General features: G+C 72.6%; 22 protein-coding genes and 1 pseudogene. 8 read left to right on the top strand and 15 right to left on the bottom strand.

Going from position 1 to position 23,174, the window contains the following annotated elements; all coding sequences use genetic code 11:
• Positions 1-209: 209 nt before the first annotated feature.
• The 4 genes from AMK26_RS27545 to AMK26_RS27530 all read right to left on the bottom strand — a co-directional run bounded on the left by AMK26_RS27545 (position 210) and on the right by AMK26_RS27530 (position 3,774).
• The gene (locus AMK26_RS27545; RefSeq protein ID WP_073757460.1) at positions 210-404 is read right to left on the bottom strand and encodes a hypothetical protein; all 195 of its coding nucleotides are present in this window, start codon (positions 402-404) and stop codon (positions 210-212) included.
• A 111-nt stretch (positions 405-515) separates the two neighbouring features.
• Entirely contained in the window at positions 516-1,397 is an 882-nt protein-coding gene (locus tag AMK26_RS27540; protein ID WP_073757459.1) for an SDR family oxidoreductase, read from the bottom strand.
• A complete protein-coding gene (locus AMK26_RS27535; protein ID WP_241838089.1) occupies positions 1,394-2,272 on the bottom strand; it encodes an alpha/beta fold hydrolase in 879 nt (292 codons plus the stop codon). Before AMK26_RS27535 ends, AMK26_RS27540 begins: the two co-directional genes overlap by 4 nt.
• Positions 2,269-3,774 carry a flavin-containing monooxygenase gene (locus AMK26_RS27530; RefSeq protein WP_073757458.1) on the bottom strand — a complete coding sequence of 502 codons (1,506 nt, stop codon included), beginning with the start codon at positions 3,772-3,774 and terminating at the stop codon, positions 2,269-2,271. The genes AMK26_RS27535 and AMK26_RS27530 overlap by 4 nt, the downstream gene beginning before the upstream one ends.
• A gap of 343 nt (positions 3,775-4,117) precedes the next feature.
• Between AMK26_RS27530 and AMK26_RS27525 the strand changes: the two genes are divergently transcribed.
• A complete protein-coding gene (locus tag AMK26_RS27525) occupies positions 4,118-4,813 on the top strand; it encodes a MerR family transcriptional regulator (RefSeq protein WP_073757853.1) in 696 nt (231 codons plus the stop codon).
• On the opposite strand, the gene AMK26_RS27520 is transcribed toward AMK26_RS27525, so the two are convergent.
• Both AMK26_RS27520 and AMK26_RS27515 read right to left on the bottom strand, forming a co-directional pair.
• On the bottom strand, positions 4,735-5,805 hold the full coding sequence (locus AMK26_RS27520; RefSeq protein ID WP_241838088.1) for a DUF6528 family protein: 1,071 nt from the start codon (positions 5,803-5,805) through the stop codon (positions 4,735-4,737). The two genes, AMK26_RS27525 and AMK26_RS27520, sit on opposite strands and share 79 nt — an antisense overlap.
• 108 nt (positions 5,806-5,913) lie before the next feature.
• Positions 5,914-6,711, bottom strand: coding sequence for an exodeoxyribonuclease III (locus AMK26_RS27515; protein WP_073757457.1), 798 nt, complete (start codon positions 6,709-6,711; stop codon positions 5,914-5,916).
• Between the two features lie 58 nt (positions 6,712-6,769).
• Between AMK26_RS27515 and AMK26_RS27510 the strand changes: the two genes are divergently transcribed.
• Complete coding sequence (locus tag AMK26_RS27510; protein ID WP_073757456.1) at positions 6,770-7,306, top strand: GNAT family N-acetyltransferase; 537 nt, start codon at positions 6,770-6,772, stop codon at positions 7,304-7,306.
• Between the two features lie 128 nt (positions 7,307-7,434).
• Positions 7,435-8,412, top strand: coding sequence for a trypsin-like serine peptidase (locus AMK26_RS27505; RefSeq protein WP_073757455.1), 978 nt, complete (start codon positions 7,435-7,437; stop codon positions 8,410-8,412).
• Positions 8,413-8,449: 37 nt separating this feature from the next.
• On the opposite strand, the gene AMK26_RS27500 is transcribed toward AMK26_RS27505, so the two are convergent.
• On the bottom strand, positions 8,450-9,019 hold the full coding sequence (locus tag AMK26_RS27500; protein ID WP_073757454.1) for a TetR/AcrR family transcriptional regulator: 570 nt from the start codon (positions 9,017-9,019) through the stop codon (positions 8,450-8,452).
• 60 nt (positions 9,020-9,079) lie between these two features.
• On the opposite strand from AMK26_RS27500, the gene AMK26_RS27495 reads away from it, so the two are divergent.
• Entirely contained in the window at positions 9,080-10,258 is a 1,179-nt protein-coding gene (locus AMK26_RS27495) for an FAD-dependent monooxygenase (RefSeq protein WP_073757453.1), read from the top strand.
• Here the strand turns inward: AMK26_RS27495 and AMK26_RS27490 are convergent.
• Positions 10,245-12,164, bottom strand: coding sequence for an RICIN domain-containing protein (locus AMK26_RS27490; RefSeq protein WP_143608647.1), 1,920 nt, complete (start codon positions 12,162-12,164; stop codon positions 10,245-10,247). The two genes, AMK26_RS27495 and AMK26_RS27490, sit on opposite strands and share 14 nt — an antisense overlap.
• A 395-nt stretch (positions 12,165-12,559) precedes the next feature.
• Between AMK26_RS27490 and AMK26_RS27485 the strand changes: the two genes are divergently transcribed.
• The 4 genes and pseudogenes from AMK26_RS27485 to AMK26_RS27470 all read left to right on the top strand — a co-directional run.
• On the top strand, positions 12,560-13,528 hold the full coding sequence (locus AMK26_RS27485; RefSeq protein ID WP_073757451.1) for a DMT family transporter: 969 nt from the start codon (positions 12,560-12,562) through the stop codon (positions 13,526-13,528).
• Positions 13,529-13,573: 45 nt separating this feature from the next.
• Positions 13,574-14,002, top strand: coding sequence for a DUF2000 domain-containing protein (locus tag AMK26_RS27480; RefSeq protein ID WP_073757450.1), 429 nt, complete (start codon positions 13,574-13,576; stop codon positions 14,000-14,002).
• Between the two features lie 16 nt (positions 14,003-14,018).
• Positions 14,019-14,753: a PhzF family phenazine biosynthesis protein gene (locus AMK26_RS27475; protein WP_073757449.1), complete on the top strand. Its 735-nt coding sequence runs from the start codon at positions 14,019-14,021 to the stop codon at positions 14,751-14,753.
• Between the two features lie 61 nt (positions 14,754-14,814).
• Positions 14,815-15,600 (top strand): annotated as a pseudogene (locus tag AMK26_RS27470) (AraC family ligand binding domain-containing protein); the annotation flags it as partial.
• An 11-nt stretch (positions 15,601-15,611) separates the two neighbouring features.
• On the opposite strand, the gene AMK26_RS38070 reads toward AMK26_RS27470, so the two are convergent.
• The 7 genes from AMK26_RS38070 to AMK26_RS27435 are packed head-to-tail and all read right to left on the bottom strand — an operon-like array spanning position 15,612 to position 23,173.
• Positions 15,612-16,859 carry an aminotransferase class I/II-fold pyridoxal phosphate-dependent enzyme gene (locus AMK26_RS38070; RefSeq protein ID WP_338015601.1) on the bottom strand — a complete coding sequence of 416 codons (1,248 nt, stop codon included), beginning with the start codon at positions 16,857-16,859 and terminating at the stop codon, positions 15,612-15,614.
• Complete coding sequence (locus AMK26_RS27460) at positions 16,856-17,431, bottom strand: nitroreductase family protein (RefSeq protein ID WP_073757447.1); 576 nt, start codon at positions 17,429-17,431, stop codon at positions 16,856-16,858. The genes AMK26_RS38070 and AMK26_RS27460 overlap by 4 nt, the downstream gene beginning before the upstream one ends.
• Positions 17,422-18,933, bottom strand: coding sequence for a M81 family metallopeptidase (locus tag AMK26_RS27455; protein ID WP_079277842.1), 1,512 nt, complete (start codon positions 18,931-18,933; stop codon positions 17,422-17,424). Before AMK26_RS27455 ends, AMK26_RS27460 begins: the two co-directional genes overlap by 10 nt.
• Positions 18,930-19,607 carry an RraA family protein gene (locus tag AMK26_RS27450; protein WP_073757446.1) on the bottom strand — a complete coding sequence of 226 codons (678 nt, stop codon included), beginning with the start codon at positions 19,605-19,607 and terminating at the stop codon, positions 18,930-18,932. Before AMK26_RS27450 ends, AMK26_RS27455 begins: the two co-directional genes overlap by 4 nt.
• Positions 19,607-20,719, bottom strand: coding sequence for an o-succinylbenzoate synthase (gene menC, locus AMK26_RS27445; protein ID WP_079277840.1), 1,113 nt, complete (start codon positions 20,717-20,719; stop codon positions 19,607-19,609). The genes AMK26_RS27450 and menC overlap by 1 nt, the downstream gene beginning before the upstream one ends.
• On the bottom strand, positions 20,716-22,134 hold the full coding sequence (locus AMK26_RS27440; protein ID WP_073757445.1) for a circularly permuted type 2 ATP-grasp protein: 1,419 nt from the start codon (positions 22,132-22,134) through the stop codon (positions 20,716-20,718). The genes menC and AMK26_RS27440 overlap by 4 nt, the downstream gene beginning before the upstream one ends.
• On the bottom strand, positions 22,112-23,173 hold the full coding sequence (locus AMK26_RS27435; RefSeq protein ID WP_073757444.1) for an aminotransferase class IV: 1,062 nt from the start codon (positions 23,171-23,173) through the stop codon (positions 22,112-22,114). Before AMK26_RS27435 ends, AMK26_RS27440 begins: the two co-directional genes overlap by 23 nt.
• Position 23,174 lies beyond the last annotated feature (1 nt).

Genomic DNA, 23,174 nt, shown 5'->3' with positions numbered 1-23,174 from the left:
CCTGGCAATGCGGGCCGCGGCCCCGCGGCGCGAAGCCACCGCCAGGGGGCCCACCGCGCCCTCGCGGCGCGAAGCTGCCGCGCCGGGAGAACGTGGGGGCGTCAGCCCCCACGCCAACAACCGTCCCCCGCCAGGGGGTCCGGGGGCGGAGCCACCGGTACGCACGAGGGCGCACCCGGCGTCCCGGGTGCGCCCTTGCGACGGCCGCGTCAGACGTCGTAGCGGTCCTGCGGCGTCCGCATGTCGTCCTGCAGGCCCTGCCGCCGCTCGTCACGCGGCTGACGGCCCTTCTGCTGGCCCTTCTTCGTACGCTCCTGCGCCTCGCGCTTCGCGTCCTGGGCCCGCCGCTTGGCCTCTTCCTTCATGTCCTGCGACTTGTCCTTGAACTGGTCTGCGATACCCATCGAGGTTTCTCCTGAAAGGGTGTGGGGACTCCAGGGGCCGTGATCGGCCCCCGGCCTCGACCAGCCTGGCACGCCCGGACATACCGCGCATTTCGATCAAGGCGTGACCGTTCAGTCACCCCGCGTACGCGCCAGCTCGTCCGCCGCGCCGCCCGCGCCGACCAGCCCCTTGCGCACGTTCGCGAGCCGTGGCTCGAAGCGCCGCATCTCGCGCTGCCCGACCGTGGCGATGAGCCCCGGCAGGTAGCCGCGTACCGACTGCATGCCCCGCAGCCACCACTGCGCGTACACGTGCGCCGAGCGCCGCTCGATCCCGGCGACGATCCGGTCCACGGCCGGGCCCAGCGGGTACGTGCGGTTCGACGGCCACGGCAGTCGCTGCCGCAGCTCCCGCATCACGTCGTCCTCGTCCGCGCCGCGCACCATGTCGGTGTCGGTCCACGACAGGTAGCCGACGCCGACCCGTACGCCCTTGTACCCGACCTCCGCGCGCAGGCTGTGCGCGAACGCCTCCACGCCCGACTTGGACGCGCAGTACGCGGTCATCATCGGCGCCGGCGTGATCGCGGCGAGCGAGGCGATCTGGAGGAAGTAGCCGCGGCTCTCCATCAGCACCGGCAGGAACGCCCGGCCCGTCACCGCGCCGCCGATCAGGTTGACCTCGATGACCCGCCGCCACGCGTCCGGGTCGGAGTCCACGAACGGACCGCCCGCCGCGACGCCCGCGTTGGCGACGACGATGTCCACCTTGCCGAAGCGTTCCTTCACCTCACCGGCCACCTGGGCCATGGCCTCGTGGTCGGTGACGTCGACGTGCCACCAGTCGCTCTCGGTGTGCAGCCGCCCGGACACCTCCTTCAGCAGCTCGGGTTCGAGGCCCAGCAGCGCGACCTTGGCGCCGCGCGCGGACAGCTTGCGCGCCAGCAGCTCGCCGACGCCCCGCGCCCCGCCCGTGACGACGGCGACCTGCCCGTCCAGGCTGACCTTGCTCATACGGCTTCCTCCTGCTCGGTACGGACGGTACGGACGTACGTCGTCACCAGGGCACGTATCCGCGCCGTCACGGCCTCCGGCGCCTCGATCGGCGTCATGTGCCCGACGCCCGCCAGCTCTTCCAGCCCCACGCAGTCGGGCAGGGCGGCGGCCAGCGCCCGCGCGTGGACGGGCGGCGTGAGCCGGTCGACCGTCCCGACGAGCACCGCCGCAGGTACGGCCAGCTCCCGTACGCCCGCCTCGACGTCCAGCCCGGCGAGCACGTGCGACCAGGCCACCCGCACGGCGCGCGGGCAGGCGTGCACGATCCGGGCGCACTCCGCAACCCGTTCGGCCGGCGAACCGGGGCCCATGGTGGCGTACTTGAGGATGGCCTTCGACACGGGCGTGACCGGCCCGAGGGGCGCCCGCGCGCCCAGGACGGCCCGGGTCAGCCGGGTCCGCAGCCGCCCGGCCCGCAGCGGCAGCACCAGCGACTCGGCGACCAGCCGCGAGGGGCCCGTGCTGCACAGCAGGACCGCCGCCGCGTGCTCGCGCAGCCCGGGCCGCCCGGCGGCCGCCATGAGCGTCATGCCGCCCATGGAGTGCCCGGCGAGCACCGCCTTCTCGCCCGGCTCCAGCGTGGCGGCCAGCACCGCCTCCAGGTCGTCGGCGAGGGCGTCCGTCGTGTATCCGGACGGCCCGACGGCGGGCGTACGCCCGTGGCCGCGCTGGTCGTAGACGATCACCCGGTGGTCGGCGGACAGGTCCCGTATCTGGGCGGCCCAGAACTCCGTCGAGCAGGTCCAGCCGTGGGCCAGGACCACCGCGGGGGCGCCCTCGGCCCCGTACACCTCGACGTGCAGCGGCGATCCGTCGGCGGAGATGACGTTCACGCCGCGGCCTCCTTCGAGAGCGAGCGGGCGCGGACGACCTCGTACTCCGACAGGTCCACCGAGCGTGTCGCGCGCCGGAACTCGGACGTCGTGCCCGGCCAGAGCGTGGTGTTGCGCCCGTTGGCGTCCAGGTACCAGCTGTCGCAGCCACCGGCCTTCCACACCGTGCGCTCCATCCGGGCCTGTACGCGCCGGTTCCACGCGGCGACCGCCGACGGGCGGGCGGCGAGCGCGGCCCGCTCGCCGAGCAGGTTCAGCTGCCGCAGGTAGTCGGCCATGTAGTTCAGCTGTGACTCGATCATGAGGATCATGGAGGAGTTGCCGAGGCCGGTGTTCGGCCCGATGATCGTCATCCAGTTGGGGAACCCGGCGGCGGTCGCGCCGCGCAGCGACTCCATGCCGTCCTTCCACGCCTCGGCGAGCGTGATGCCGTCCGCGCCCACGACGCGTTCGGCGATCGGCATGTCGGTGACGTGGAAGCCGGTGCCGAAGATGATCGCGTCGACCTCGGTCTCCGTCCCGTCGGCGGCGACGACGGCCCGGCCGCGCACCTCCGCCAGTCCGGAGGCGACGACGTCCACATTGGGCTGCGCGAGGGCCGGGTAGTACTCGCTGGAGAGCAGGATCCGCTTGCAGCCGATGCGGTACGAGGGGGTCAGCTTGGCCCGCAGCGCGGGGTCCTTGATGGCCCTGGCCATGTTGGCCTTGGCGATCGACTCGACGAGCCGCAGTTCGTTGGGCCGCTTGGTGAACGCGGAGACCTGCAACTCCCGGATGCCCCAGAGCAGTCCGCGCCGCGCGGTGCCGGTGAACGGGAGCTGCCGGTGCAGCCAGCGCTCGACGCCGCTGATGGCCCGGTCCATGCGGGGCATGACCCACGGCGGGGTGCGCTGGAACAGCGTCACCTTGCCGGCCTTCGGCTGGATCGCCGGCACGATCTGGATCGCCGAGGCGCCGGTGCCGATCATCGCGACGCGCTTGCCGGTCAGGTCGTAGTCGTGGTCCCAGCGGGCGGAGTGGAAGACCTTGCCGCCCGCCTCCTCGAAGGCGGCGAGCCCGGGGATGTCCGGGATCTTGGGGTCGGACAGCGGGCCGGTCGCGGAGACGACGACGTCGGCCGTGAGCGTGCCCTGCGAGGTCTCGATCTCCCAGCGCAGCTCGTCGTTGTCCCAGCGCATCATCAGCACCTCGTGGTCGAGGCGGAGGTGCGGGCGCAGCCGGAAGGTGTCGGTGACGTGCTCCAGGTAGGCGCGGATGTGCCGCTGCCCGGAGAAGGTGCGCGGCCAGTCGGGGTTGGGCGCGAACGAGAACGAGTAGAGGTGTGACGGTACGTCACAGGCACAGCCGGGGTAGCTGTTGTCGCGCCAGGTGCCGCCGACGGAGCCGGCCCGCTCCAGGACGACGAAGTCGGTGATCCCCTCGCGGCGCAGCCGGACGGCGGCTCCGAGGCCGCCGAATCCGGATCCGATCACCGCCACTCGTACATGCTCGTGCTGGCTCATGCCGCCTCCGCATCGGAAATCCGAGATCCGCCAAAACTCTGCCAGCAATCACTGGCACAGTAGTGGGGAGAGTAGAGCAGGTCCTTACCGAGCGGTAGGGGTCGGACGAAGGAAGTTACCGGCGGTACGACATAGGGTTGCGGACGTGACGAACCAGCGGGCGAACGGGCGTACGGACGGCCCGAGGAGCGGACGGCGGGCGAACCAGTCGGCGGGCGCGGGGACGGACGGCCCGGTGGACCCGCCGGCCGACGCGGGGGCGGACGGCCCGGTGGACCGGCCGGCCGACGCGGGGGCGGGCGCGGGGGCGCACGCGGGAGCGGGCTCCACCCGGGAGTACCGCATGGAGGAGCTGGCCGAGGTGGCCGGCATCACCGCCCGCACCCTGCGCTTCTACCGCGAGCGCGGCCTGATCCCGCCGCCCCGCCGCGAGGGGCGCATCGCCTGGTACGGGCCCCACCACCTGGCCCGGCTGCGGACGATCGCCGCCCTGCTGGAGCGCGGCCACACCCTCAACGGCATCGCCGACCTGGCCGCCGCCTTCGAGAGCGGTCGCGACGTCGGCGAGGTGCTCGGGCTGGGTGAGCCGACCGAGGAGGAACCGGTCCGGCTCACCCCGGAGGAGCTGGCCGACCACTTCGGTGACCAGGTCACGCCCGAGAACTTCGCCGCCGCCCTGGAGCTGGGCTACCTCGCCACCGACGGCCAGGACATCGTCCACGTCAGCCGCCGCCTCCTGGAGGTCTCGGCCGCGCTCGTGAGGGAAGGGGTCCCGCTCGCCGCGGTCCTCGCGGCCGCCGGCCGGGTCCGGGAACACGCGGACGCCCTGGCCGGCCTCTTCACCGAGCTGCTGCGCGACCACATGGCCGGCGACGCCGACGTCGTACGGCTGCGTCCGCTCGCCAAGAGCGTGGTGGAGGCGGAGGTCTCGATGGCCCTCGACCGCCGGCTGCGCGCCCTTCAGGAGGGAGGCCGGGAGGGAGACGGGGAGGGGAGCCCGGAGGCGAGCCCGGAGGGCAGCCACCACCGCGCCTTGTAGATCCCGCCGTTCGCCAGCCGGTACGTCCGGTACGTCCCATCCGGCCGGTGGACGGCCACCGTGCGCGTCCACCAGCTCTCCCCCAGGCCCTTCTCCGGCACCGTGGAGACCACCTGCCCGGTCACCGGGTCGCCCCCGACCGCCTTGACCCGCGCCCGGCTGATCCCCGCCGCGCCCGGGAAGTCCCGCAGGAACGTCCCGGTGCTCTTCACGTACTGGTACACGGCCGAGCCGCTGCTCACCCACAGCCGGTCCGGGTCCCCCGCCACCTGCCCCAGGTCGTGCCCGTGCGGCGTCGGCAGCCGCGCCTCGAACGCCTCGTCGAGCGTCGGCTCCGCCGCCGTGCCGCCCACCCTCAGCGCCACCAGCCGGTCCCCTCCCAGCGCCCACAGCACGCGCCGCCCGGCATCCCACTGGAGCCCGTGCGCGTCCTCCAGCGGATACGTGACGTACCCGCCGCCCCGCGACGCCGCGTAGAGCCGTACGACGTCACCCGTGCTGCCCGCGACGGCGACGTTGCCGTCCGGCAGCAGCTCGATGCTGTGCGGGTTGTGCCGGATGGTGCCCGGCGACAGCGTGCCGCCCCAGTGCCGCCGGCCCGACGGGTACTCCACCACCGCCGCGAAGCCGTACGAGGCCACGGTCAGGACGTACGTCCTGCCGCGCCACTCCCGCACCTTCGCCTCGCTCGGGTGCACCCAGCTGACGTCCGGCTCCAGGTCCGCGTACCGGGCGTCCCCGACCGGCGAGAACGCCCACTTCACGACGGCCGGATCGGCGCCCGGGTCCCAGGCGTACCGCCCGCCGTCGAGGAGCAGGACGCGCTTCGATGCCTGGTCGGTGAGAAGGACGTCGGGCGTCCCGGCGGGGATCTCGGAAGCGGGAACCGGGACGGCGGCCGACGTCGGTACGGTGGCGGCGATCAGCAGTCCGTACGCGACCGCCGCGATCAGGGCGGATGTGAGCGGCGTACGTACGGCGGTGATGCGCACACCGCCTTACCCTGCCAGAAGCATTCCCACCGACCGGGTCTCGCCACACCAGCCCTGACATACCCTCACTTCCGGATCACATCATCCCGCTTCGTGTCCGGCCGAGGTCTACAGGTCGTACGCCGCCGTCACCGGGGCGTGGTCGCTCCACCGCTCGCCGTGCGTCACCGCCCGCTCCACCCAGGCCTTGACCGCGCGGGCGGCGAGGCCGGGGGTGGCCACCTGGTAGTCGATCCGCCAGCCGGCGTCGTTGTCGAAGGCGCGGCCACGGTAGGACCACCAGGAGTACGGGCCCTCCTGGCCGGGGTACAGGGCGCGGACGACGTCGACGTACGACGCCTCGTCGAAGACGCGGGTGAGCCACTCCCGCTCCTCGGGGAGGAAGCCGGAGTTCTTCCGGTTGGCCTTCCAGTTCTTCAGGTCGGCCTCCTGGTGGGCGATGTTCCAGTCGCCGCAGACGACCACCTCGCGGCCGTCGGCGGCCGCCCGCTCCCTGAGCTCCTTCAGGTACGGCAGGAACTCGCCCATGAAGCGGATCTTCTCCTCCTGCCGCTCCGTGCCCACCTCCCCGGAGGGCAGGTAGAGGCTGGCGACGGTGACGCCGGGCAGGTCGGCCTCCACGTACCGGCCGCTGCCGTCGAACTCGCTGGACCCGAACCCGGTCCGTACGGTGTCGGGCTCACGCCGCGCGTAGAGGGCGACGCCCGCCCGGCCCTTCGCGGCGGCCGGGGCGTGGACGGTGTACCAGCCCTCGGGCGCGCGGACCGCCTCGGGGAGCTGGGACTCCTCGGCCCGTACCTCCTGGAGGCACACCACATCGGCCTCGGTGGCGGCCAGCCACTCCACGAACCCCTTTTTGGCGGCGGCGCGCAGACCGTTCACGTTCACGGACGTCACAATGAGCATCCCGGCACCCTACCGATATGCCTCGAAGATCACTCCGCATGAATGTACGATACTCCGCATGAATATTCGCCCCACGCCGTTCGACCACCCCGACGCCCGCAAGCTCAACGACATGGTCCAGCTCGAGTACATGGAGCGGTACGGCGACGGCGGCGACCTCACACCGCTGGACCCGACGATGTTCCGCCCGCCGCGCGGCCTGTTCCTCATGGCGTACGACGCGGCCGACCGCCCCGTCGCCACGGGCGGCTGGCGCACGCAGCAGGAGAACGACGAGGGGTACGCGGACGGCGACGCCGAGCTCAAGCGCATGTACGTGATCCCCGAGGCCCGCGGCCTGGGCCTCGCCCGCCGGATCCTCGCCGCCCTGGAGGACGACGCGCGGGCGGCCGGCCGCACCCGCATGGTGCTGGAGACCGGTGACATGCAGCCGGAGGCCATCGCGCTCTACACGTCGAGCGGGTACGAGCCGTGCGCCAAGTTCGGCTACTACCGCGCGTACGAGAGCAGCCGCTGTTTCGCGAAGCCGCTGGACCGGCCGCTGGACCGGTCACTGAACCGGTCACTGAACAACCGGCCGTTGAACACTCCGTGACGCGCTCCTGACAAACAGGCGCCGTCCGTGGCACCCTGCCTCACGCACGTCGATCCGCACCGCTCTTCGTTCCCCCACCCTGCCCGGCCGCGCCGACCGCGCCCCGGGCACGGCAGAAGGAGACATGCGTGAGAGGCCAACGCACCGCCATGGGCGTCCTGCTGACCGTCGGAGCCCTGCTCACCGGCGCCCTGTCGACCACCACCGCCACCGCGGCCGAGCCGGCACCCGCCACCGCACCCGCACCCGCACCCGACACCAGGACCGTCACCGCCGCCGAACAGCGCACGGCACGGGCCTTCTGGACCGCCGAGCGGATGCGCGGCGCCACCCCGCTGGACCTGACGCTCACCCCGCAGGCCGTGAAGAAGCTCAAGGCCCCGAAGCCGAGCGGCTCCGCGCCGACCACGATCGCGCCCACCGCCTTCCCGCACGCGGGCGGGGCCTGGAGTGGCGGCGGGGCGGTCGTCAAGACGTCCGGGCGGGTGTTCTTCACCTTCCAGGGCCGTACCGCTTCCTGCTCCGGCAACGCCGTGACCAGCCAGAACGCCTCCACGGTCATCACCGCCGGGCACTGCGTCAAGTACCAGGGCAGCTGGCACACCAACTGGGTCTTCGTCCCCGCGTACAACAACGGCCAGGCGCCCTACGGCCAGTGGACCGCCACCAAGACGCTGACCACCCCGCAGTGGGAGGCGAGCGAGGACATCAACCACGACATCGGCGCGGCCGTCGTCGCCCCCCTCAACGGCCAGAAACTCACCGCCGTCACCGGCGCCCAGGGCATCCAGTTCAACGGCGGCTACAACAAGCAGATGTACGCCTTCGGCTTCCCGGCCGCGTCCCCGTACGACGGCTCCAAGCTGATCTACTGCAGCGGGAACTCCTCCAAGGACTTCCTCTTCTCCCAGGACCACAGCCTGGGCTGCAACATGACGGGCGGCTCCAGCGGCGGCCCCTGGTTCACCGGCTTCAGCGAGGCGACCGGCACGGGTCTGCAGGTCTCGGTGAACAGCTTCGGCTACACGTTCCTGCCGAACCGGATGTTCGGCCCGTACTTCGGCAACGAGGCCAAGGCCCTGTACGACAAGGCCCAGGTCTCCTGACCACCGGCGCCCGGCGGGCCCCCGCGCCCGCCGGGTGCTACGGCCGCAGCGCCGTGTCCACCAGGGCGCGGATGTCGTACCGGAGCCCGCCGCCCGCGCCGCTCCCCACGAGCCGGTCGAAGACCAGGCCGTCCACGCAGGCGAGGAGCGTCACCGTGCGCCCGTCCGGGTCGGGGACGCCGTGCGCGGCGAGGAGGTCGCGTACGGCATCACGCGCGGCGTTCTCGCGCGGCACCAGGATCTCCCGCAGCTCGGGGTGGTGCGCGCTCTCGACGGCGCACGCGTACCGGGCGAGGGACCGGCGCCGCCCTTCACCGGTCAGCCGCGCCTCGCTGAAGCGGGTGAGCGCCTCGGTGAGCCCGGCCGCGTCCCGGGGCGCCGGCCCCTTCTCGCCCGCCTCGCGCAGCTCCGCCTGATCCAGTGCGACGAGCCGGGTGACGAGGGCGGTGAGCAGTGCCTGGCGGGTGCGGAGGTACGCCGATGTGGTGCCCGTCGGCAGGCCGGCGGCCGCGTCGACGGCGCGGTGGGTGAGCGCCCGCATCCCGCCGTCCGCGAGCACGGAGATGGCGGCGTCGGCGAGGACGGTACGACGGTCGGGGGTGGTCATCCCCCCTTTCTACACCCGTAGTAACCTCCTTCTACATCTGTAGAAGGGACGCGATCAGTCATGCAGCCTGGACAAGCGGTGGTGGTCGGCGGCGGTATCGGCGGACTGGCGGCCGCCCTCGGGCTCCTGCGCACCGGCTGGCGGGTCACCGTCGTCGAGCGGGCGCCCGCCGCACTGGCCGACGCGGGCGCCGGGATCTCGCTGGCCGCCAACGGCATCCACGCCCTCGACGCCCTCGGCGCGGGCCCCGCCGTACGCGCGGCCGCGCGCCGCCAGCTCACCGGCGGCACCCGTACGCCCGGTGGCCGCCTGCTGGCCCGGATGGACGGCCACGCCCTGGAGCGCGCTCTCGGCACACCGATCCTCGGCATCCCGCGCGCCACCCTGCACGAGCTGCTGCGCGCCCCGCTGCCACCCGGCGCCCTGGTCACCGGTGCGGAGGTGACGGCCGTCGAGGACGACCCCGGGGCGCCGCACGCGCGCGTGGCGACGGCCGACGGCAGGACGTACGACGCCGACCTCGTCGTCGCGGCGGACGGCATCAACAGCCGGCTGCGCGCCCAGGTGCTGCCCGGCGCCCCCGGCCCGGCGTACAGCGGCTCGACCGTGCTGCGGGCCATCACCGAGCGGCCGGTGGACGTGGGTGGCGCCGACTTCCAGCTGACCTGGGGGCGGGGCGCGGAGTTCGGGCACATCGTGTTCGCCGACGGGCGGGTGGAGTGGCACGCGGTCCTCAACGCCCCGGCGGGTGTGCGGCACCGGGACCCGCTCGCGGCCGTACGCCGCCGGTTCGCCGCCTGGCACGACCCGATACCGGCGCTGCTGGCCGCGACGGCGCCGGGCGCGGTGCTGCACCACGACGTCCACGAGCTGGTCACGCCGCTGCCGGCGTACGCGGTCGGGCGCGTCGCGCTGCTGGGCGACGCCGCGCACGCCATGACCCCGCACCTGGGGCAGGGTGCCTGCCAGGCGCTGGAGGACGCGGCGGGCCTGGCCGCGGCGCTGGTGGCGGCGCCCGGCCTCCCGGCGGCGCTGGCCCGGTACGACGCGGAGCGGCGCCCGCGCAGCCAGGCGGTGACCCTGGCGGCCCGCCGGGCGGGGCGGATGGGTCAGCAGCTGGCGAACCCGGTGGCCGTCGCCGTACGCAACGCGGCGATCCGGCTCACCCCGTCGCGGGCGACGATCCGGGCGATCCTGCGGCACGCGGCCTGGACACCGCCGGTGCTCAGCCCGCGTTGACCGCGACGCCCGGAAGCACCGTGGCGACCAGCGGGGTGACGCCGTCGAGGGGCTCCGGCGCCTGCTCCGGCGCCGGTTCGGGTGCCGGGTCCGGCTCCGGGTCGGGTCCCGGGTCCGGCTCCGGGTCGGGTCCCGGGTCCGGCTCCGGGTCGGGTGCCGGGTCCGGTTCGGGTGCCGGGTCGCTGACGCCGCGGACGCCGTGCCGGTTGCCGGGGGCCTTCCCGGCCGGTGCTCCGTGCCCGGGGACGGTGTCCGGCGGGCCGGGCGGCCGGTCCGGGGACGGGCGGCCCTTCCCCGAGCGCGCGGTCTCGACGTCCTCGGCCTTCCCCGTCTCCTCGACCGCCCGCCGGGGCGAGGCGGCGCCCGCCGCCCCGTCGGTCAGCCAGCGCTGGGACGCCGCCCCGTCACGGAGCTTGACGACGACGGAGGTCCCCGGCTGAGCGGTGGCGGGCATCAGGCCCAGGCCCGCGTGCCAGCGGGGCACGAGGTGCCCCTGGACGCTGAGGTCGTACCGGACGGTCGCGGCGGCCTGCGTGGCGCACAGCCGCAGCACGACCACACCGGACGGCTCCTGGGAGTTCGGGCACAGGACGGGCGCGGTGGTGCTGCGCAGCAGCCCGTCCGGCTCGTACCGCCACACCTGCGTCGGTGAGGCCGCGCACGGGGCGAGTGTCAGTTCGGCGCCGACCTGGGGCCGGCCGTCCCGGATGTCGAGGCACAGCCCGGACTCGGCGTTGCGCAGCCGGGTGTCCAGGGGCCCGGTGCCGTGCCCGGCGGACGCGGGCGGCTGCGGCGGGGCGGTCGTGGGCCGGGAGCCCGGCGCGGGGGCGGCGCTCGTGGCGCCGTCCTGCGGTGGGGCCGTCGGGACCGTACTCCCGGCGCTGGGCCCGCCGTCGCCCGGGTCCGCCCGGAGGCCGGCCACGGCCGCCACGCCCAGGACGCCGGTCAGGACGATCCCGAGCCCCACCAGGAGGGCTCCCCCGCCCGGTACGGCCCCGGCGAGGCGCCGCGCCGCCCCCGTGGGCACGGCCCGCGAGTGGCGCCCCGCCCTGCGGGCCTCGTCGGGCGTACGGGCACGGGAGCGGCCCGGCCGTGACTCGACGTATGCGCGGGCCCCCTCGCCCAGCACGCCCTCGGCCAGCAGCAGCGGCAGCCGCCCCTCGAATTGCCGCAACTGTTCCACCGCGTTCCGGCAGTGCCGGCACTTCGCCACATGCCGCTGAATGTCCGGGATCAGTGCCCCGCCGCGCCGCAGCGATATGTCGAGCAGCCGGTTGTAGTGGCGGCATTCCGCGTCCGGGGCGAGCTCCGAATGGGCGCGCAGACAACCGGCGCGGAACAGTTCGCGGGCCTCTTCGAGTTGTGCCGTCGCGGCACGCGGGTCGATGGCCAGCAAAGCGGCCGGAATGGATATCCCCTCGGCCTCGACCTCCCGGTGCCACAGCAGTACCTGCGCCGGTCCGGGCAATGCCGCGAAGGCGCGGGCCACGAGCTCCCGGCCGGGCGCGGGCCCGGCGGGTTGCGGCAGCCCGGCCAGGAGGGCCGCGATACGCGGGTCGCCGGCCCACTCGGCGACGGTACGGCGTGCCGCCACCAGCAGCCGTGGCCGTAGCGCCCCTTCCGTACCGTGGTCTGCGCCGCCGTGCCGCAGGTCGTCCAGCACGCGCGCGAAGGCGGCGGACACGGCCATCGAGGCGTAGGTGCGCGAGGCGGTGAGGAGCGCCGCGTAGTCGCTCACCGGTCCGCAGTGCCGCGCCATCAGCACGGTGGCGGGATAGGCGTCCTCCGCCACGCCCCCGCCGGGTGCGGCGCTCAGCATGCCGGCCAGTGCCGCGTCCGCTCCTCCGGACGTGGGCGCGTAGGGCGGCGGTGGCGGGACGGAATGTCCGGGACGGGGAGAGGGCATGGGGCTATTTCCATTCAGGGCATTGCGATGGGGGGTTGAAGGAGAACACCGCCTGATTGGTACATACCTTGTCGGTGCCGATTCCCTTTTGGGGGGTCACCGCCCAGAAATTCGAACTCGCGCTCAATTAAGCCCTGTTGGGCCCACGGGGCTGCACAGCTTTCCATAACCCGCCGCTATGGAACAAGAGTTCCGGCGCGCGACCCACGCATCACCTGGGGCGACCCGTGTGGGCGTGGGCCGCTCACGGGGGCCGCGCGGGGCACGGCCGGTCACCACGTCCCACCTCCCCACATCAATTTCGTACAAGACGCCCCGGCGGGACTTGGCACAGCATGATCGCTGCAAGCACGGGGGAACCGGCCCGGGGGGCCGGAGTGGAGGGGCAACATTCCATGAAACGTCAATCGGCGTCACCGAATTCGGCGGCCGTCCTGTCGGTACTGGCCGGATCCGCGCTGTTCGGAACAAGCGGTGTGGCACAGGCCCTGGGGCCTGAAGAAGCCCCCGCGGCGGCAGTAGGAGCCGCCCGGGTCCTGGTGGGCGGGGTCCTCCTGCTCCTGCTGGCCGTCCGCCGGCGCAGCCGGTTCACGACCGCCCGCGCCCTGCCGGGCACCACAGTGCTGCTCGGCGCTTCGGTCGCGGTCTACCAGAGCTGCTACTTCAGCGGAGCGGCCCGCCTCGGCGTCGCGATGGGATCGATCGTCACCGTGGCCACGGTGCCCGTCGCCACCGGAATCGTGGCCTATCTCCTGCGCGGCGAAAAGCCCACGAAACGCTGGTATCTGGCCACCCTTCTGGCCATTGTCGGTCTCATCGGATCGAGCGGTGTGGTGGGTGAGACCCGGGCTGATATTTTCGGCTTCCTGATGTGCCTGACAGCAGGTAGCAGTGTGGCGATATACACAGTGCTGAGCAGCAGGCTGCTCGACGCCGGAGCTCCCGTCACGGAGGTGACCACGATCGCCGTCGCCGTATCCGGCTTCCTGCTCCTGCCCGTGCTGCTGCTGTCCGGCCCTTCCTGGCTCGGCACGCCTTCCGGCGCACTCATGGCGCTCTACCTGGGACTGTTCACGAGCGCCATCGCCTTCTGGCTCAATGCGCGCGGGCTGCGGAAGGTCTCCCCGACCGCGGTGGCCACGCTCAACCTCGCCGAGCCTGTGGCAGCCGTCGTCCTCGCCTTCCTCGTACTGGGCGAGGAGCCGTCGGCAGTACAGGTCGCCGGGGCCTTGTCCATATGCGCGGGCCTCCTGGTCCTGGCCCTCCGCCCACAGGGCAAGGCAGCGCCGCCCGCGCCGGTGACGCTGACGGCCCGTCCGGACATAGCCACACCAGTGACGCGTGACGCGTCGACACCACGGTAGTGAGCCAACGCACCAACACACGAGGAAAGGCGGGACGTCATCGCCATGACCACTCCCACCAGGTTCGACTGGGACACCAAGATCGCGGTCGTTCTCCGCGACGATCTGCAGGACTGGCAGAAGCTCAACGTCACAGCCTTCACCACGAGCGGTATCGCGGCCACCGTCGACGGTGTCGTCGGGGAACCGTACGTCGACGGCGACGGAACGAAGTACCTGCCGATGTTCCGGCAGCCCGTGCTCGTCTTCAGTGCGGATGCCCAGCGTCTGAAGACCATCCACGAGCGGGCGCTGCGCCGGGACGTCATCGTGGCCATCTACCCGGAGGCGATCTTCGCCACCAACAACGACGACGACAACCGGGCCACCATCACCGATGTCCCCACGGACCAGCTGGTGCTGGCGGGTATCGCGGTACGCGGTGACAAGCGCGAGGTCGACAAGGTGGTCAGAGGCGCCGCCATGCACACCTGACGGAGGGCTGTTCCCCATGTCACCCACGTCGGCTCCGGCCGCCACTGTGCACGTCCTGCGGGTCTTCACCAATGCTCGGGGCCAGTACGGAAACCCACTCGGTGTCGTCCTCGACGGGGCGAGCGTGCCCGCGGCCGGCCGGCAGGCGCTCGCCGCGCGGCTCGGGTACAGCGAAACCGTGTACGTCGACGGTTTCGCCGACAAAGGGGGATCCAGGAAGGTGCAGATCTTCACCCCCACGTCCGAGATCCCGATGGCCGGTCACCCGTTGGTGGGAACGGCCTGGCTGCTCGCCCAACAGGACGGCACACCGCCGGAGTTCCTTGTGCAGCCCGTGCGGCTGGACAACCCGGTGCCCTGTGCCGTCTCAGGGGCTCGGGCCCGGATCGACGTCACGCCCAGCACCGCTCCGGACTGGGAACTGGAGCAGTTGGCCGACCCCGGGGCGGTCGAGTCGGCCGCCGTTCCCGGACGTGGGGAACACTGGCAGCGCACGTTGATCTGGGCGTGGGACGACGCTCACGACGAGCCCACGGTCCGGGCACGGACATTCGCCTGGGCATGGGGGGTCGAGGAGGACGAGGCCTGCGGCTCCGGTGTGGTGCGGCTGGCAGCGCTGCTGGGACACGGCGTACGAGCCCGGACGGGACGCGGATCGGTGGTGGAGGCCACGATGCGGCCCGGTGGACTGGTGCGCGTGGGCGGCCGGGTGGTGCTGGACGGGCGACGTGAGGAACCCGTGGGGGCGTAACGAGGCCCGGTACGTTACGGGAACCAACGCGACTGTCAAGGCCCCGAGTTAGCCTGGACACATGTTCCCAAGCCCTTTGGAGGGCGGCCCGCCGGGCCAGGACCGGGCCGTTCTCTGGCGTCCTCCCCTGGCGGGCGTCGAGGTACTGCACGCCCGCTTCCGCCGCCATGTCTACGCCCGTCACGCTCATGAGGCGCTGACGCTCGCCCTGGTCGACGCGGGTGCCGCGGCATTCACCTGCGGGGGCCGCGATTACCTGGCGCCGTCCGGGACGGCGTTCATGATCCGGCCCGGGGAACCGCACACGGGCAGCCCGGCCACTCCGGCCGGATACCGCTACCGCGTGCTGTACATCGAGCCCCGGACCCTGGGCGAACTCCTCGGCCCGCCCGGGAGCGCCGGCGCGACGTCGACCCGGCTGCCGGCCAGCGGGACGCTGCGCGACCCCCGCCTGATCCGGTCCCTGGCCCGGGCCCATGACGCGCTCGGCTCCCGCGCGTCGAGCCTGGCCCGCGACAGTGCCCTGCTGGAGGTCGGCCGGGCACTGGCCGAGCACGGCGCCGAGCACGGCGGTCCGGTCGCGGAGGTGCCCCGCGTGGCGCGCATCGCCCGCGACTACTTGCACGCCCACCCCGACGCGGACGTCTCCCTGAAGCAGCTGTCACAGATCTGCGGCGTAGGCGTCCACCACCTCATACGTTCCTTCTCCGCCGCGATGGGCATGCCCCCGCACGCCTACCAGACGCAACTGCGGGTCTGGCGGGCACGCGCGCTGCTCTTCGAGGGCCTGCAGGCCGCCGAGGTCGCGCTGCGCACCGGCTTCTACGACCAGGCGCACTTCACCCGGGTCTTCAAGCGCTACACCGGCGTGACGCCGGGCCAGTTCCTGCCCAGCGCGTCCGCCGCACCGGCCAGTCTCGCCACCGCCTCCCGCAGGACCTCCTCCCGCTTGCAGAAGGCGAACCGCGCCAGCCATCGAGGACTGTCCTGACCTTGGTAGAACGCCGACGCGGGTACGGCCACCACGCCGGCCCGCCCGGGCAGCTCCCGGCAGAACGTCACATCGTCCTCGTACCCCCAGGAGCGGATATCGGCCTGAAGGAAGTAGCCCCCTTCGGCTCGGAAGGTGCGCAGCCCGGCCCGTTCCAGCCCCTCGCGGAGCAGGTCCCTGCGCCGCTGCAGAGAACAGCTCAGGCCGCGGATCCAGGTGTCGCACTCCTCACCGGACGCGAGCACGCGGGCGACCGCGTCCTGCAGTGGGGTTCCGGACCCGAAGGTGAGGAACTGCTTCGCGGAGAGCAACGGGGTGATCAGTCCCGCCGGCCCGCAGGCCCAGCCGACCTTCCAGCCGGTGACGCTGAACGTCTTGCCCGCCGACGAGATCACCACCGTCCGCTCACGCATGCCCGGCAGTCCCGCGATGGTCTCGTACGCCCGCCCGTCATAGACGAGGTGCTCGTACACCTCATCCGTGACGACAACGAGGTCCTGCTCGCGGCAGACGTCGGCGATCTCGGCGAGTTCGGCGGGGGTGAAAACCTTCCCGGTGGGGTTGTGGGGGGTGTTGAGCAGCAACACCCTCGCCCGAGCGGACACGGCAGCGGCACGCAGCGCGTCTGCGTCCAGAGCGAAGCCGTCGCCGTCGATGCCCAGGGGTACGGGGACGAGTTCGGCCCCGGCCAGGCGCGCCACGGCCGCGTACGAGTCGTAGCAGGGGTCGAAGGTGAGGAGCCGGTCGCCGTTCCCGCAGAAGGCCAGCACGGCGGCCGCGATCGCCTCGGTGGCACCCGTGGTGATCACCACCTCGCCGTCCTCCGGCCGGTAGCGCGGCCCGAGGCCGTGGCGCGTGCGGTGATCCGCGACGGCGGCGCGCAGCTCGGGCAGCCCGGCGGCGGGCGGGTACTGGTTGCGGCCGGATCCGACAGCGTCGGCGGCGGCCTTCAGCAGCCCGTCCGGACCGTCGGTGTCGGGGAACCCCTGGCCGAGGTTGATGGCGCCGGTGCCCTGTGCGAGCTGAGTCATCTCGCTGAAGATCGACGGCCCGAAGCCGCGCATCCGTGGCGCGGGCTCCCAGGCGCGCACGTCCCCGCCCTCCGGCGCGCTCACCGCCCGGCTCCGGTCCCCTGCGGCGCCCCCAGGGACCGTACCTTCGCCCGTACGTCGACCGGCCGGCGGGCCGGGGCCGGCGGTGAGGACCTCGGCGTACCGACGTAGAGCCATCCGAGCAGCTGCTCCGTGGCCTCCACGCCGATGCACTCGCGGACCCGGGGCGAGTCGATGGCGCTGCCGGTGCGCCAGATGGCGCCCCATCCCCGGCTGTGCAGCAGCAGGTGCAGGGTGTGGGTCATGGACACCGTGGCGGCGAGTTGTTCCCACTCGGGCACCTTGGGGTGCTCGGGCCGGGGGCAGAAGACGATGGAGACCAGCAGAGGGGCCCGCAAGGGTTTGGCCGCGGCGCGCTCGGCCTGGGCCGGGTCGGCGGCCGCCCGGCCGAGTGCCTCGCCCAGGCGCTGACGCCCCTCACCTCTGATCATGACCAGGCGCCAGGGCCTGAGCAGTCCGTGGTCCGGTGCGGTCGATGCCGCTTGGACCAGTTCCAGCATCTCGTCGTCGTCCGGTGCGGGTCCGTCCAGCCGGGTGACGCTGCGCCGGGTCAGCACCGCTTCCATTACGTCCATGCAAGCCCTTCCTGCGATGTACGCGATGTACGGGACGACATGGGCCAGAGGGCTTGAGTGGGGCCCTGTCGTGGAATGTCCTCGATCCTGCGGGCCGTCGGCCCGGGAGCGTCCGCCACCAGCAGCTGACCGGCCACCTCGGCGAACCCGGCCCGGAAGTGGTTGACGGACTTCACCCCGATGATGCGGCAGCGCTCCGGCATGACGCCGTGCAGCCGGAGGATCTCCGCGTCGAGGACCTGACGTCGTTCGGAGGCAACGATCACGTCCGTCGTCCCGACGGTGATACGGACGCACCTGCCGAAGTCCGTTCGCTTGCCCCGCCGCATCGCGGTCTGGACGATCGCGCCGTCCGTGATGGCGCGTACCGTTCCCTCCGCCTCGATGGGCGGGCCGCTGGCCCAGCCGTGCCGCCCGCCCAGCCGGAGCGGGAGGGTGGCGCCGACCCCGGCCGCCATCGCGACGGCCACGGTTTCCGGGTCCCAGAGCGTGGCGAAGCAGGTGGGCTCGGGCACGTCCAGCAGGGCGCGCAGCAGGTGCGTGCTGTCGCCGGTGGCTCCGCAGCCGGGGTTGTCGGTACCGTCACCGATCACGACGGTGGCCGCGTCCGACGCGCGGGCCAGGCGTACGGCCTCCTCCGGGCCGATCAGTTCGCTGCGGAAACGCTCGCGGTGCTCCTCCAGCCAGCCGGCGACGTCCTCGCCGCACCGCCGGGCGAGCCCGTGATCCCCGTCGGTGACGGTCACCACGCTGGTCGCGGCCTGCTCGGTATCGGCGTACGGGAAGCCGTGGAACACGGTGCATGCCAGGACACCGGGCCGTTCCTCGGCCGACTTCACCCGTTCCATGAGTTCCCGTGCCGGGGAGCCCTCGGTCGTCGGGGACGGCGGCAGCAGCATCGGAAGCCTGCGCAGGTGTGTCACGGGGTGCGCCGCCCCGCGGGCGGCGGCGAAGGCGATCTCTGCGGCGAGCCGTGCGCGCTCGGCGCAGTCGGTGTGCGGGTACAGGTGGTATCCACTCACCACATCGGCCAGCTCGGTGAGTTCGGGCGGCACATTGGCGTGCAGGTCCATGGTGACGGCCAGCACCGCCTCGGGCAGAAGGGTGCGTACAGCGCGCAGCACCGCGACGTCCAGCGAGTGGTGCGGTGCGACCACCCCCGCTCCGTGGAGGTCGAGCAGGACGACGTCACACGGCCCGGCGGCGCGCAGCCGCGACAGCAGCCGGGCTTCAAGCTCGTGGTAGACGTCCGCGTCGACGGCGGGGCCGGGCTCCGCGCGGGCGTGGAACGCGGGGAGTACCTCGGCCGCCTCTGTCGCGCAGGCCGTCAGGTAGCCATCGGTGACGGTGTTGGTCCCGGTGAACTCCGCCAGGATCTCCTCGCCTTGGTGGAGTGAGAAGGCGGAGAGCGGGGCCGTCCCCAGGTACTCGACCATGAAGGTGCTCGACTCGTGCACCACCCCGCCGACCGCTACCCTCAGCCCCTCGGCGCCACCGTTCATGGCCTCGCTCCCGGCACGGACCGGCTCACCAGCCCGAGCGCGTTGTACCCACTGCGCCGACGGGCCTCCCGCAGCGGCGTCCCCGTGGCGATGTCGGCGCGTATGGCCTCCTCGACAGCGACGACCCGCAGCACTTTCTCGGCTGTACGCTCCGCAAGGCGTGCGGGCACCACCAGGCCGCCGGCGTCGTCGCCGACGACGATGTCGCCGGGATCGACCCTGACCCCGAAGACGGTCACCGGCTGCTGTACCGCTTCGAGCCGCACCCGATGCTTGCCCGACTTCATGTAGGCGGCGCGGCTCCACAGCGGGTAGCCCAGTGCGCGGATGGCGCCGACGTCCCGGCACGCGCCGTCGATGACGGTGCCTGCCACTCCCCGCCGGATCGCGGTCTCGGAGAGGATGTCGCCCCAGACCGTGCAGTGGGTGCGCCCTTCATTGGCGATCAGTACGACAGCCCCCTCGGGTACGTCGTCGACGAACTCCCCGGCCGGCGCGCTCTGCCCGTGCTCCACCGGCACGTAGCGCAGCGTGTAGGCGGGGCCCGCCACGGCGCGTGTTCCCGACATCCGCCGCAGCCCGCACAGGCCGGTGTCCCCGTACCCGAGCATGTCCAAGGCGTCGCTCACGGCGCTGGTGCCGTGCTCCTGGAAGATCTGCTGCGCATTTCCCATCAGCGGTCCACGCCCTTTGTCAGTTCCTTCTCTCGTTCGACCTTGAGGGTGCCGGTCGGCTCGGCACCGGTGCCCGGCCCGGGGAGGGGCCTCACCCAGCCGGGCTCGTGGAAGGCGAGGCGAGGCCATGCGCCGTCGTCGTCGTAGTACGTGTCGCTGGGGCCGACATCGCTGGCGAGGGTCATGTTGGGGAGGGTGGCGAGCGCCAGATTCGTCCACCGGCCGATCCCTTGGTCCCATTTGCCGCCGACGAACGTCGGGATGCCCTCGCCTGCGCAGAAGTCGTGGACGCGCACCGATTCGCCCAGTCCGCCGACCCGCCCCGTCTTGATGTTGACCATGCGGCAGGCACCGAGGCGGACGGCGTCCTGCGTCTCACGCAGCGAGTGCACCTGTTCGTCCAGGCAGACGGCCGTCTCCAGGCGGTGCTGGAGCTCGGCGGTGGTCGGCAGCAAGTGCCGGGGAAAGGGCTGTTCCAGGGCGAGCAGGCCGAGTTCGTCCAGCGTCGTCAGGTGTTCGACATGGGATTCGTCGTAGGCGGCGTTGGCGTCGGCGATGACGGGCAGTTCGGGGAAGGCGGCGCGTACTTCACGCACGGGGTCGGTGTCCCAGCCGGGCTGGATCTTCAGCCGCACCCGCTGGTATCCGGTGCGCACGGCGTTCGCCACGTTCTCCAGCAGTTCATCGATCGTGGGCTCGATCCCCGCGGTGGCGCCGACCGGCACCGGGCGCACCGACCCGCCGAGTTCCTCGCACAGCGGCCTGCCACGCAGCCGCGCCTGGAGGTCCCACAGAGCCGTCTCCAGCGCGCCCTTGGCCTCCTCGTGACCGTTGACCTCGCGCCACAGCCGCATGCAGCTGTGCGGATCGCAGTCGTCGGCGGCGAGGAGCATGGGGCCCAGGTACTCCTCGATGACGTACCACGCCGTCACGATCGTCTCGTAGTTGTAGAAGGGGGTCTCCATGGCGGTGCACTCGGCACGGCCGGTCCCCCCGTCGCCGTCCACTTCGACGATCAGCTTGGTCCAGGTGTGGTAGCGCTGCCACCGGTTCTCGAACGGCCGGGCCAGCCGGGCCGTCACCAGCCTCAGGGCGACCCTGTCGACGTTCATGCGGATTCCTCCCCGTCCCGTGCTGCGGACGTCACGTGCACAGCGAGCTTCTGGCCGCCCTGGAAGACATTGACCCGCTCCCGCAGGCTTGCCTTGGACCCGAAGAAGGCGGTCCTGCCCCGTAGGACGTAGGTGTCGAGACTGAACGGCATGGCCACGACGCGCGGTACCCCGCCGGTGCGCACGGTCGGGTAGGCGCTGGGGGCCACGTACTCCTGGACGATCGCGGGCTGCCGGCCCGCGCTGGCGACCGCCTCCGACCAGGCCGAGTGCGATACGGCACGGCCGACGGTCACGCCGTCCCCGCGGATGTCGTACGGTTCCTTGATCACGTAACGGTGCTGCTCGTCGAGGACCCGGCGCGTGTCCGCGCGCAGCCGTCGGGCCCAGGGCAGCAGTCCGGTCGTCAGGTCCCGGTCGTCCTCGTCGAAGTGGTGGGCGAACTCCTCCTCCTGCAGCAGCGCGAGAGTGAGCTTGTTCTCCGCCACATAGCGGGCGGCGAACGAGTTGACGTGCACGAGGTCCGTCTCGCGGAGCAGTCCCAGCCAGCGCTTGAGCAGTTCCGGGTCGTCCGACACCATGCGGTCCCAGGAGACCGTATTGATCTTGTTCCAGCAGACGTCGACCCGCCGGCGCCCGGCCCATGCGTGACCGCCGGACGCGGTGAGCTCGTGCGGGTCGACGACGAGTGCGTCGACATCGAGCGTGCGGAAGAGGGCTGCCATCTCCCGGCTCTCGCGGTTCTCCTTGCCTCGCGGCTGGAGCACGGCCACACACGGTGTGCCCGGCAGGCGTCCGGCGTCGGACAGCGCGGCGGTGAGGACATCGAGGAGGGCGGCGCCGTCGGGAGCGACGTCGTGCGCGTGAGGGGGCAGTTCGATACCGGCGCGCTCCAGAACCGCGGCCACGACGGAGTGGACGCGGGGCGTGAACAGCGTGCCGGCCGGTGCGTCGGCGTTGTTCTCCAGCACTCGCAGCCTCTCGCTGCCCTGCTGGAGATAGCCGTCCAGGCGGCATACGTGGATACGGGTGTCCCGGCCCGCCTCCGTCTCACCGTCGATCAGGGCATCGGCCGCCTGCCCCAGCCCGTACCAGCGGCGCACCTCCGGGTCCTGCCGGTAGATCCGTACGGCCTTCTCCAGCAGCCGTACGTACGCTTCGAGCCGGCGGGCCGTGCGCGCGGCGGATGCGCCGTTCACGACGAGCGGCAGCGGGGAGAGCGGATGGTCCTTGTTCTGGAACACGGGAGCCGCACCCCGCGCCTCGGCCACCAGCGGCGCCAGTCCCTGCCCTCCGCGGCCGACGCGTGTCAGCCGTGCCGCCATGTCCAGCGCCGTGCCCCAGTCGATCAGCCCCGCCGGGGGGCCGTCCTCTTCCCCGGCGTCCACCGCCTCATGCGCGACCGGCTCTCCCACCAGCCACCACCTCCCCTTCCTCTCCGGACTGCTCTCCGGACTGCTCTCCGGATTCCTCTCCGGACTCCTCTCCGGACGGGCGTCCGCCCCTCACCTCTTCGAAGTACGCGATGATCAGCTGCCGGGTGAGGGGCCTGAGTTCGTGGAACCGGCACTCCCGCCCGTCGAAGGAGGCAACCGGCGCGAACTCCAGCCCCGTGCCGCACAGAAACGCCTCGTCCGCCGCGTAGAGGTCCTCACGCGTGAGCCGGGTCTCCTCCGCGACCGCCCCCAGCGAGCACGCGGCCCGCAGCACCCAGGAGCGGGTGATGCTGGGGAGCACGTCTTCCGACAGCGCGGGGGTGAGGAGCTTCCCGCCCCGGACGATGAAGAGTGCCGCTGTGGGGGCCTCGGCGATCCGCCCGTGCTGGTTCGTCAGGACGCAGCCGTCGTAGCCGGCTTCCCGGGCCTGAAGCCAGGCCAGCCGGGGACCGGCGTAGTTGGCGATGTTCTTGGCCGCGGGCGGATGCACGGCCGCGGAGCCGCGCTGCCAGTCACTGACGCACAGCGCCATCGCCCGCTCCTCGGCGAGCCAGCGCTTGCGGCCCATGGGGACGGCTGTGACGCTCAGCTCGGGCCGGGCCGGCTCCGCCAGCGTCCCCGGGTTGAGTGGGGTGGCCGCCACCCGCACGTAGGCGTCCCGGGTGATGGCGTTGCGTTCGGTCAGCTCGTCGATCACGGCCGGCAGCTCGGCAAGCCCGGGATCCGGGAACCCCATGGCGTCCAGCGACGCGGCCATCCGCTTCAGATGCTCCGCGAGCAGGAACGGCCTGGCCAGGCCGCCGGCCGCCGGGGTGTAGAGCCTGACGCCTTCGAACACGGACAGCCCGTAGCGCATGGCGAGGCTGTCGATCGGCACCAGGGCTTCGGCCCTGGTCACCCAGCGGCCACCGAAGAACACCTGCGGGTAGGGCGGGGGGCCGCCCCGCCCCTCCACGGCCTGGGGGCGCGGCCCCTGCCGGCCGGGAGAGGCGGGGCGGGCGTGGGAGAGGTGGGACACG

Origin of the sequence: Streptomyces sp. CB03234 (assembly GCF_001905885.1) — a bacterium.
In the GTDB taxonomy this organism is placed as follows: domain Bacteria; phylum Actinomycetota; class Actinomycetes; order Streptomycetales; family Streptomycetaceae; genus Streptomyces.
Note: the sequence above shows the minus strand (reverse complement) of the source record. Positions and strands in the feature narration are given on the sequence as shown.